Origin of the sequence: Tunturiibacter lichenicola, assembly GCF_051013355.1 — a bacterium.
In the GTDB taxonomy this organism is placed as follows: Bacteria; Acidobacteriota; Terriglobia; order Terriglobales; family Acidobacteriaceae; genus Edaphobacter; species Edaphobacter lichenicola_F.
This window is the reverse complement of the sequence record NZ_CP132944.1, coordinates 366,932-378,633: the sequence shown is the minus strand read 5'-3', so window position 1 is coordinate 378,633 and position 11,702 is coordinate 366,932. Positions and strand designations below refer to the sequence as shown.

Below are 11,702 nucleotides of genomic sequence, written 5' to 3'. Positions count from 1 at the left end.
TAGGCGGCGGCCTGGGCCGCAGACCGAGGGTTGGTTCGCATGGACGAAGGAGTGTCAGCGAATCAGACTGCCCAGAACTGCGGTGAAATCTCTACGCTCAGGGCGCTGATTTCTTGACTAGGACCGAGGCGAACGGCAAGAAGATGTTCTGGTCGCGAGGCAACGGGTGGGTGATGGGCGGTCTTGTACGGACATTGCAGTATCTCCCGCCGGACGATCCAGCGCGACGAAAGTACGCAACACAGTTGAAGGCGATGGCAGAACGGGTGGCTTCGCTTCAAGGGGTGGACGGACTTTGGCGGGCCGGATTGCTCGATCCTGACAACTACTCTCAACCCGAGGTGTCAGGATCAGCACTGTTTACCTACGCGCTGGCCTGGGGAATCAATCAAGGTGTTTGGACGCGAAGATGTACCGGCCAGTCGTTGAAAAAGCCTGGGCTGGCATGGTTGAACACATCTATTCGGATGGCCGTTTGGGATGCATTCAGCAAACGGGCGCCGAGCCGGCCCCGTTTAAAGCGACTGCGAGTTACACCTATGGCGTGGGTGCGTTTCTCTTGGCTGGTAGCGAGATCCGCCGCTTGGGAGTCGCTCCACTTGCCGCCGGAAACGGGCGCAAGCGGAGATAGTGGCTCCGGCGTTGTAGGATAATCCTGTCTTGTAATTCCAAATAACTGGTGTCGTGAATGAAGGTGGAGAAAGAGCGGGCGCTGCAGGAGCATCGGCTACGCTTTGGACATGAAGGACTTATCTATGCCGCGCCTGCGCGGGTAAATCTGATCGGGGAACACACTGACTATACCGGCGGCTTGGTGATGCCGATGGCGATCGATTTTAAAACCATCGCTGTGGTCAGCGGACGGCAGGATGGACTCGCTGTTTTTTACTCAGCCAACTATGAAGAAGAGGTTTCCTTCGAAATTGCTTCTTTAGCGCGTGCCGCTAGCGGGCGTTGGAGTGATTATCCTGCCGGGGTTCTGTGGTCTCTGCTTGAGGCTGGAATTTCTATGGCAGGCTGTAATGTGAGCCTAATGGGCAATGTACCGTTGGGGGCCGGATTAAGCTCGTCTGCGTCAATAGAGGTCGCCACGGCTATGGCGTTGCTCGGCCATTCCGGGATCGAATTGCCGCTTGAGAAGGTTGCAACGCTGTGCCGACGGGCAGAAAACGAGTACGTTGGCGCGAAAAGCGGCATTATGGACCAGTTTGTTGTCGCTGGCGCGGTTGCGCATCGTGCGATGTTATTGGACTGTCGATCGCTTTCCTTCGAACTGCTGCCACTGCCTGACCAGGTACGGGTTGTCATCTGCAACTCGATGGTAAAACACGCAGTGGCGACAGGTGAGTACGGAAATCGACGCGACGAGGTAGAAGTGGGGCAGGACATCTTGCGGCGTGAGCGGCCTGGAATAGAGCTACTTCGTGACGCGACGCTTGAAGACCTTGAAGTTTGTAAAGGAAAAATGACTGAGGAAAGTTTTTCGCGATGTAGGCATATCATCACTGAAAACGAGCGCGTTCTCGATGCGCGGAAAGCTCTTCTGGATGGTGATATGGGTAAATTTGGAGAATTAATGGTCCTCGCCCACGAGAGTATGAGGGATGATTTCGCAGCAAGTTGTCCTGAAATTGATGGACTCGTCCGCATCGCAATGGAGCAGCAGAGTTGTTTTGGCGCGCGAATCACCGGTGGTGGATTCGGCGGGTGTACGGTGAATGTGGTGCGTGCGGATAAAGCTGAAAGATTTGTCGAGACGCTAAAACGGGAGTACTCGACGAGTACGGGAATTCAGGCGGAATGTTTTGTGTGTGAACCTTCAGATGGAGCCCTCGAGCTTGCCGCTAAGGGCGGTGCATAAGTGAATCCATTAGCTCAGCAAAATCCTCATCGGCGGTTTAATCCCCTAAAACGTGAATGGGTGCTCGTTTCACCGAACCGCACTCAGCGACCTTGGCAAGGGCAGACCGAGGCCAAGGCTGCAGAGGTCGCCCTGACATACGATCCTCATTGTTACCTGTGCCCTGGAAATATTCGTGCAGGTGGCGTCCGAACGGACAAATACACGAGCACCTACGTTTTTCAAAATGACTTCGCGGCCCTCAAGTTAGACTCTCCTCGCTTTTCAAGTGATGAGGATAATAAGGGATTGCTGGTGGCAGAGGGTGAGAGCGGGATCTGTCGTGTGATCTGCTTCTCCCCGCGCCACGATCTCACTTTAGCGAAGATGTCGGTAGCAGACATACGTGTGGTAGTAGACCTATGGGCACAGCAATATCAGGAGTTAGGTGCGCGGGAAGACATCTCCTATGTACAGATATTTGAAAATCGTGGGGCAATGATGGGGGCTAGCAATCCGCATCCACATGGACAACTATGGGCCAGTCGGTCGATCCCGAATGAAGTGGTGTCAGAGTTGGCTGGCCAGCGAGAGTACCATGCCAACAGCCATTCTGTTTTGTTGTGCGAGTACCAGAAATTGGAAGAGTCGCTCGGCAAGCGTGTCGTTACGAAAAACGCGAGTTTCCTCGCAGTCGTTCCGTTCTGGGCGGTTTGGCCCTTCGAAGTAATGATTCTCCCTCGACGTCATGTCACCGAACTCCAAGCTTTGACGGAAGAGGAGAGGACTGATTTCGCTGCAGTCTTACAAGCAGTTACTTCGACCTATGACGAGGTCTTCGACACTCCGTTTCCTTATTCGATGGGACTCCATCCTGCGCCATGCGACGGGGAAGAGCATCCGGAGTGGCAATTTCATGCCCATTTTTATCCTCCGCTACTGCGATCGGCCAGCATTCGCAAGTTTATGGTTGGATATGAGTTGCTTGGATCGCCTCAAAGAGATATCACCCCTGAATCCGCAGCTGAGACTTTGCGACAAGCAAGTTCGCGAGTTTCGAAAGCTTAAGTTGCGGAGGAACTGACGAGCAACCGCATCATCCAGACTTCGCGATCCATCAATCGAGTGTCGATCCAGATCGACACTCGATTAGCTCGGCATACTGTTCGTGAGAGAAACTGCAGACCTCAAGCAACAAGCTACTTGGCGTGTAGTTCAAGCACCTGGATGGAATAGGGCGGCATAGTATGGTTGAACTTTGCGCCCGTAATCTTGACTGCCGACTTCACGGGAGCAACACGGGTGGGAGCCGTTATCGTGTTCGTCTTGGCAAGGTTTTCGGCATCGAGCGTCACCAGGGTTGCATTCTTGTCGACACTGTTTACGCCCGTAATTTCGACGTCGATGGATTGAGCAATTGACGAAGCATTGACTAATTTCAGGTAGATCACTTCTTTTGCGGCATCCCGCGTTACTGAGTAAAAGAAGCGTGGGCCTCCACCTTGAACGGTTGAAACCGGCACTTCAGTTCCAAGGAACTCCGCAAACATCGACTGCGCGTAGAAACTGGGAGCTCCATAACTGTTCAGCGCGTCATAACCGATTAAATCCGATTCCCACTGCATCCCCCCCGGGTTTACGTTGACAAACAAGGGGGCATACGAAGCCATGACGATCAAATCGCTGTTTCTCTCCATGCCCGTCATCCACGCTGCATCACCAAGTGCCGCGCCCATATTCGTGGTCGGTGATCCCTCGCGTGTCGCCCACTCACCAACGAATATCTTAGGTCCGTTCCGGTCTACAGTGTCGTAGTGCTTCACATCTTCGAAGAACTCGTCGGCGCGCTTGTAATAATGATCATCGAGTACATCCGGCTTCATCCCTTTCAGAGGTGCAGTCGCAATTAGTTCGAGTTGCGGATATTTTGCCTTGATGGCTTTGTAGAACTGCGCGTAACGTCCCTCGTAGCTGCCCGAACGGTCAAACCAGTCCTCATTGCCAATCTCGACGTACTTGATGGGGAATGGCTCCGGATGGCCCAGCTTTGCTCGCACAGCCCCCCACTTTGTTGATGTGTCTCCGGTAGCGAACTCAATCTCATCCAGGGCATCCTCGACGAACGGCGTCAGCGCAGGGCCGGGATGAATATGGTCACCTTTCAGGGAGTATCCCGCGTACACCGCAAGTACGGTCTGGATCTTCAGGTCTTCAGTCCATTCCAGAAATTCCAATAAGCCCATTCCATCTGACGACTGATAGTTCCACGGACTTCGATGTGTCGGTCGATCGACAAGCGGACCGATCGTATTCTTCCAGTCAAACCTTTCGTCAATCTGATCTCCCTCAAGATAATTGCCGCCTGGCAGTCGCAAAAACTTCGGGTGCATAGCCGCCATCATCTCCATCAGGTCAGGTCGATTCCCATTGACGCGATCTTTGTACGTCGGGGGAAAGAGCGAAACCAGATCGAGCCAAACCTTGCCCGCATGCCCAACCGTTAGCAAAAGATGGTTCTCCGACGAAGTTGCTATAGTTCCCGTGGTCAGTGAGAACTCGTAGCGTTTCCACTCCGTCGAAAGTGCTTGTACCGTGGTGCTAGCCACTGTTTTGCCTGTGTTGTCGTTTACCAGCGCAATGTTCAGCGGGCCAAGTTCGGAGGAACCCGCCTTCGCGTAGAGCGATCCTTTGTAATTTGTATTGGGACGCAAAGCCATCCCCCAATAGCCTTCGTTCCGCACGCCTGCTAGACTCGCCGAATCGGCCTGCTTGATTTCAATTAGCAGGCTGTGGGGCAGCGCAGCGCTCGGACCTTCCGTCTCGTCGACCGACATCGTTGCATCCGAAGTTCCCAAATGCTCGATGTTCCAGTGAGCTACCCCTCCAAAGCCTCGGTCCTGAAACGTGCGATTTCGCACCATCTCTGCGTATAATCCGCCGTCGTAAGAGTAGTTAATCTCCTCGGTCATTAAGCCATAAAGCGTGGGACTAACCGGATGAGCGGGATGGTCGATCTGAATATTGAGTGTTGCCGCTGCCTGCTGCGCGCCGCAAGGCATTGTCATGAGAGTGCCGGTAAACAATAACAATCCGATATTCAGGAAGATTCGCTGTAGATGCTCAACTTTCGAACTCATGGTCATCGAAGCTACGTTCATTGTCAGGCTCTCTCCGTGGTTCGGAATAAGTTGTGAAAACGCTTACTGTCCGGGAACGTTTTCGTCACTGTTTATTATTGCAGCGCATTGTGTCATTACGGCGGATCAGTTTACGAAAGGACCTTTAGATGAGGCGAGTTCAATAGGTGGGGCAAAAACAGAAAGTCGACAGTGAAAAAGCAACATACTAGACTTGAACTACCATCGTCAATAAGCATCTCGACAAGTTTTCCAAATATAGCCGCACATGCTTGTGAGGGTAAAAGTCCGCTTTATGATTGACAGTTGCCGAGAGGTTCGAGTAACGTGAAAACGTTTTCCTTAGCGCTCTATACGGTGAAGCTAGTGACTTTAGCCGATGTGCTGGCCGGTTGAATAAAACATATCTGAAAAGGGGCTTTTTGGTGCGCTTCTTCGCAATCTCCGATGTAGGGCTTCGAATGAAGCCCTTGCGAGATATCTTCGTGGAAGGGATTCCTTTGATGGGCGCAGAATGGAAGCTGAAAGAGGCTCTGGAGGGATGGAGTTGTGGCTATAGCTGCAGGAGTTGACTTCGGAACCTTAAGCGTCCGAGTAACGCTGTTGGACAATGAGCGTGGCCGACTTGGAACGGCCTCGTCCGATTACCCTTTGGAGCGCAGGCGAGAGGATCCCGACTTTGCCACACAATCACACGACAAACAAATGGAGGCGCTGGTACGAGCGACACGCAAGGTGCTCAAAGAGACCGGCGTTAGCGGCGAAGATATTGTTGCTATCGCACTCGATACCACAGGATCCAGCGTCATTCCGGTGGATGCTCAAATGCAACCACTCGATGACTATTACCTGTGGTGCGATCACCGTGCGCACGGGGAGGCGCGTGAAATTACTGAGCTCGCACACAAAGAAAAGCTGGAGGCCATCGTCTGGTGCGGAGGCGTTTACTCGCACGAATGGGGTTTCGCGAAGCTCCTACATTGGCTTCGACACAATCCAGACAAGCGAGAACGTTTCGCCAGTGCCTTTGAGCACTGCGATATGGTTGCGGCAACGCTTGCAGGAGTAACTGATCCTGCCAAGGTACGACGCAGCGTCTGCGCCATGGGCCACAAATGGATGTGGAATCCGAAGTGGGGTGGTCTTCCTTCGCAAGAGTTCCTGTTGAAGGTAGATCCGCTCTTCGAGGGAGTTCGCGAAAAGCTCAACGGAGACTGCTTCACCTCCGATCATTCTGCCGGGACACTCTCCCAGAAGTGGGCACAGGAGTTGACGCTGAGACCGGGTATCCCAATCCCGGTCGGTGCGTTTGACGCTCATTGGGATGCTATCGGCGCCGGCTGCCGTGAGGGTGATGTTGTGAATGTTGTCGGCACTTCCACGTGCATCATCGCGATGGCCACTCGAACCGAGCTTGTCCCAGGCGTATGCGGTGTAGTTCCAGGCAGCGTCCATCCACATTTCACTGGCATCGAAGCTGGTCTGTCTGCAACTGGCGACATCTTCGAAGCGATCTCTCGCCGCGCTGGAATGAAGGTAGCTGAGCTTGCAAATGGGCTAGAAAATTATGCTGCAGGCCAGACGGGTCTACTTCGATTGAGCTGGGACAACGGGGACCGCACTGTGCTCGTGAATCCAGAGCTTGGAGGAGTAACCTTCGGCTGGAACCTCCTGCATACCGCACAGGACGAACTATACGCGGCCATCGAAGGTACTGCGCTGCACACGCGCATTATCCTCGAACGAATGGCTGCCCATGGTGTACCTGTGGAGCGAGTTATTAATGCTGGCGGTATTCCTCAAAGCAACCTGGTCTTGAACCAGATTTACGCAAACGTATTGAACAAGCCGTTGCTGGTACCAGCTGGAATACCAACAAGCCTTGGATCGGGAATCTTTGCATTGTTGTCCGCAGGGATATACGACAGCATTGAAGAGGCACAAAAGCAGTTATGCCTTCCTTACAAGACCTACCTGCCGCAGCCCGCTGCTGTCGCAGTCTACGATCAATTGTTCGTGCTTTATAAAAGTGCATACTTCTCATTGGGTCGGGAAGAATCTGTTCCAACCGCTTTAGGTGCGATTCTTCCAGAGCTTCGACGAATTGCTGCTGCCGTCCGAAAATAACTGCGAAGCGCCGCTGGAACACGACATTGCTATCCAATTTTTTATAGGCACCTCCAAGTTGTGGACATGCAGTTTTCGATAATTTTAAGTTTGAAGGTTGGCCCAAATGTTGCAAACTCGAGAAATCCAACAAAACGGCTAAGTGATATTTGATGAACGGTTTGACATAGGTAAAACGGTCGCCTGAACTTGGAGAGGAGATGCACCAAAATGAAACACAGGCTATCCCGCCGTCGATTTATCGCTTCAGCAACAGTGTCGATGATTCCTTCCGCAGTTGCGATCGCCCAACCTAAGGGCATCAGCTTATTTACGATGGGGACCGACGAACAATCGAGTGAATCGCAAAAACTGCCGAAACCCGATTGGAAGAATGCTGGTGTCATCGATCTCTCCAACTCGCCTCATGCCAAGTTGAAAACGGTACCGGTGAGGGCGGTGGTTATTCAACCGGGTTTCTGGTCCCAACGTCGTACGACGAACTTAGTGGCAAGCATCCCAAGTATGCACGACGAGCTTTTGGAGCACGGACGGATGGATAACTATCTCCGGCTCAAGGGAAAGTTGTCAGAACCGCAGAAGGGGCCTGTCTATTCAGACTCGGATATATACAAGTGGACCGAGGCTGTGGGCTTTCAGCTGCAAATTGCCGACGAGCCGAAATTAAGAGCGACGACAGACGCGATGATCCGCGATGTTGTTGCAGTCCAGGAACCGAACGGGTATTTGAATACCTACTACAACAGCGATAGAAAGCCATTGCGGATGAGGTACGATACCCAGACGACCGGCCACGAGCTGTATTGCATCGGCCACTTGCTCCAAGGTGCAATTGCGTATTATCGAGCGACTGGTGATCCGACGCTCCTCGACGCGGGGATTCGATTCGTGGACAGTTTTCTAATTCCTGATTATGGTCCTCGGGCGAATCAGAAGGCCATTGTCGCTGGTCATCCAGAGATTGAGATGGCATTGATTGAACTATCGCGCACAACCGGAGATCCCAAGTACATCACTTTGGCGGGATACATTTTGCATGGCGACGAACGCGTTCCGTTGAAGCCAGAACAGATCGTCTACATGTACTGCGGGATTCCATTTACCTCTCGTACAAAGCTCGAAGGGCATGCCGTTCGAGCCATGTATGCATGTTGCGGTGCGACTGACTACTATCTGGAGACCGGCGATCCGGCATACTGGAAGACCCTGAATGTGCTTTGGAATGACCTGACGGCGCATCAACTCTATGTAAACGGTGGTGTTGGTGCTCGTGCCGAGGGGGAGGCCTTTGGTGATCCATACGAACTACCGAACGCGCAGGCTTACGGAGAAAGCTGTGCGGCAATCGGGAACATGATGTGGAACTGGCGCATGCTGGCTGCGTCGGGAGATGCGAAGTTCACTGACGTGATCGAACGCGCGCTCTACAACGGCATTAATTCCGGGATGTCACTTGATGGCAGGACCTACTGCTATCGAAATCCGCTAGCGTTTGACCCGACAGGGGAGAGCAGGGATGGAGATCAAGTGGATGGGAAGATTCGAAATGCGTGGTACGACACGACGTGCTGTCCTCCGAACCTGGAGCGCACCTTCGCTTCGCTTTCCGGGTACTTCTACAGCACCAACGATGACGGGGTCTTTGTGCATTTGTACGACAACTCGGAGATGAACTGGCATCTGCATGACGGTACGGCGCTGAGAGTGCAGCAGAAGACGAATTATCCATGGGATGGAGAGGTGAAGATCACCGTGAGTCCAGCGACTCCGAGCGACTTCGTGATGTATGTCCGTATTCCGGGATGGTCGACGAAGAATCGCGTCAAGATGAATGGTGAGGAGGTCGCCGGCGCTAAGCCTGGTGAGTATCTGGCGATTCGCAGGCGTTGGTCGAAAGATGACACGATAGACCTGAACTTTGATATGACGACGCACCTGTTGAAGGCGAATCCCGCTGTGACGGAGGACCGCGGTCGAGTGGCCTTCCAGCGCGGGCCGATCGTGTTTTGTATGGAAGATTTAGACCAGTCGGAGCATGACGGTGGAGTGAATCTCGCCGGATATACGGTGTTGGAGGATGGAGAGACGACTGCGCAGTTTGAGCCGCATCTGTTGGACGGGATCATGGTTTTGACGCATCCGGCGACGATCAGCAAGACTGCTACGGATACTACGTTGTATTTTCAGTCTTCTACGCCAAAGGCGCCGGCGAGTCCTACGACTGTGAGGCTGATTCCTTACTATGCATGGGCGAATCGTAAGCCTGCACCAATGCAGGTCTGGATCCCGTATAAGGACGCTTAGGGTTTCGGACCTGCGATGGGCCGATTTGTAGACTGTTTTTCGTGTTTTTTTATGGCGAGGTGAATCGACGTTTTTGCTGGGTTTTTTGCGAAAACGGGGTGCAATTTGTGGTGTTTTTGTGGTCATTTTGTGGTGCTTTGCATGGTAAAGATGGTTTCTTAACGGCCATTTTTTCGACGCTGAAAAATACGCCAACTCTTAGAACTTTATTTTTGTGCTGAGTGGCGATTTGTCCTGTCTGAGTCAAATGCATCCCGCTTTGATTCGGAAGAACCCTTTTAACTTCAACATCTGGACCTATGCAAATATTTGCATATAAAATGATTGCGAGAGCACTTCACTCTAGTGCCAAAGTTTTGCCGCAAAGGCACAACGGTAACCGTTTGAGGATTTGGTGAGGAGATTGAAGCCTCCAATGTTAGCTTAGGGATAAGCAAACAGCCGAGAGTGCAGAGGAAGACCCCTGAACTTCCTAAAAAGGGGCAGGGAGAAGTCTTTCTAAACGTCTTTAGGAGAAAATGCTTGAAGAAAACTGAGACCGCCTCACAAAAAAATCGATCTCAGGCGGCTGGTGCCTCCAGCCTACATTCTTTTCGCCAAGCGGTGCTGCCGAGATGGACCCGCATTCTTCCCGTGGCTTTGCTCGGGACTTACCTTGTTGTGCTGTTGTCCCGGTTTGCCCACGGCGGCAACCGGTACCTTCCGTTTTTCGAAGATGACTTCTTCTACTATCTGGTTGTCGCGAAGAATCTGGTTCTGCATGGTGTATCGACGTTCAACGGTATTCAGCCCACGAACGGCTATCACCCCCTCTGGCTGCTGATCAATGCTCTTCTGTATCGCATCTTCGGAGATCGTGAATCGCTCTTCGTCGTGCTAATTCTGCTCGTCTGGCTGCTTGTGTGCGGAGCTTACTATGCGTTGCGTCGCACCCAGAGCACACTTCATCTCGCTGGCGGCTATGGTCTTGCATTCGCCGTGTTTTCGATAACATTCATGGCTGTCGCATGCCGAACCGGAATGGAGATCTCGCTTACTCTGTTCTTTCTTGCGGTGTTCTGGCAGAGGATGGCTGTTCAGCCGCTCGAGAGTCAGACACCCCGCAACGCTATGCTCAGCGGGTTGCTGGCTTCAGGGATAGTTCTGAGCCGAGTTGACGCCCTGATGGTGGTCGCCATGTACGGCGCGCTGACGCTGTATCAGCCAATAGGGAAGCGGAAGACGGCGCTTCAAAACCTTCTATGGTTTGGTGTTGGGCTTCTCCCAGTTGCGGCGTACTTTGTATTCAACCGTGTGGAGTTCGGCGCGTTCCTGCCGATTTCGGGTATCGCCAAGAATCTCAAAGAGGGCTTAAGTCCGTCGGCGAGCACGATAAAGAGCCTGCTCGCGGTGCGTTCGGCTAATGTACTGCTGACGTGGCCCGCCTGCGTGATGGGAATAGTCTTCCTGCTGCGTTTACTGCGCAGACCGGGAGAGGATGACTCCGCCGGAGTGGGCGGCCGTAGAGTACAACTCTGCGTCCTGTTGCACCCTTTGCTTTTTTATACCGTTCTGTCCATCACGAGTGACTGGCCGATCTGGACTTGGTACCTCTATCCTCTCGTGCCGGTTGCTGCGCTCCTTGGACCAGAGCTGATCGAAGATTGGAAGCAGTTAAAGAGCAAGATCGTCATGAGAGGGCTTACGGCGGCTACCGCTGGCTTTGCGATGCTGATTTTGATCAACCTGATGCGGCCGAATGCGACCGAGCTTCTGCTGTACCAGCAGGCTACCGAGCTGCAGAGTTTCGCAAAGGCACATCCAGGCCGCTATGCGATGGGAGGCGGAGCTGGCATGCCATCCTACCTTATGTCGTCGCCGATGGTACAACTTGAGGGGCTTACCGGCGACGCGGCTTTCGTAGAGGTTATCAAGCGCAAAGAGCCTCTCGTGAAGGCGCTGAACGACCTTCAGGTCGATTACTACGCTACGATGTTGCTCAGTGTAAGCGGCCACGTCCACGGCAACTGCTACGACCTGCGTGAGCCGGAGATGGCGGGCGATCGCAGCCCCGTCATGGCAGGCCACATCTGCGTACCCCCGGTAGCCGACTATGTGCATGCGGATGGGCGTCATTTGCTGGTGTTCGATGTGGATGACCTGCCCAAGCAGAACGACGACGAAGAGGAAGCGCAACGATGAGTGCGTGACTGCCGGGAGTAACGGGCAGGTCAGACGGCTTGCCCGGAGTGCGCGCTTGCCGGAGAAGTCTGAAATGCCTGAGCGTCTGACCTCATATTGGGTCGCGGATTGGG

General features: G+C 53.2%; 7 protein-coding genes. 6 read left to right on the top strand and 1 reads right to left on the bottom strand.

The window, feature by feature from the left end; genetic code table 11:
* The first annotated feature begins 113 nt into the window (after positions 1-113).
* From RBB82_RS01510 to RBB82_RS01500, 3 genes are read left to right on the top strand one after another with little or no spacing between them, the layout of a single operon-like run.
* Positions 114-653, top strand: coding sequence for a glycoside hydrolase family 88 protein (locus RBB82_RS01510; protein WP_433973351.1), 540 nt, complete (start codon positions 114-116; stop codon positions 651-653).
* A gap of 35 nt (positions 654-688) precedes the next feature.
* Entirely contained in the window at positions 689-1,861 is a 1,173-nt protein-coding gene (gene galK / locus RBB82_RS01505; protein WP_433973350.1) for a galactokinase, read from the top strand.
* Positions 1,862-2,908: a UDP-glucose--hexose-1-phosphate uridylyltransferase gene (locus RBB82_RS01500; RefSeq protein ID WP_433973349.1), complete on the top strand. Its 1,047-nt coding sequence runs from the start codon at positions 1,862-1,864 to the stop codon at positions 2,906-2,908.
* A 131-nt stretch (positions 2,909-3,039) separates the two neighbouring features.
* On the opposite strand, the gene RBB82_RS01495 is transcribed toward RBB82_RS01500, so the two are convergent.
* Positions 3,040-4,977, bottom strand: a complete 1,938-nt coding sequence (locus tag RBB82_RS01495; protein ID WP_433973348.1) for an alpha-L-arabinofuranosidase C-terminal domain-containing protein — start codon at positions 4,975-4,977, stop codon at positions 3,040-3,042.
* A 549-nt stretch (positions 4,978-5,526) separates the two neighbouring features.
* Between RBB82_RS01495 and RBB82_RS01490 the strand changes: the two genes are divergently transcribed.
* From RBB82_RS01490 to RBB82_RS01480, 3 genes are all read left to right on the top strand, one after another.
* Positions 5,527-7,104 carry a ribulokinase gene (locus RBB82_RS01490; protein WP_433973347.1) on the top strand — a complete coding sequence of 526 codons (1,578 nt, stop codon included), beginning with the start codon at positions 5,527-5,529 and terminating at the stop codon, positions 7,102-7,104.
* Between the two features lie 210 nt (positions 7,105-7,314).
* Positions 7,315-9,408: a glycoside hydrolase family 127 protein gene (locus RBB82_RS01485; RefSeq protein ID WP_433973346.1), complete on the top strand. Its 2,094-nt coding sequence runs from the start codon at positions 7,315-7,317 to the stop codon at positions 9,406-9,408.
* 522 nt (positions 9,409-9,930) lie between these two features.
* Positions 9,931-11,589 (top strand): hypothetical protein, encoded by a 1,659-nt coding sequence (locus RBB82_RS01480; RefSeq protein ID WP_433973345.1) that lies wholly within the window; start codon positions 9,931-9,933, stop codon positions 11,587-11,589.
* Positions 11,590-11,702: the final 113 nt, after the last annotated feature.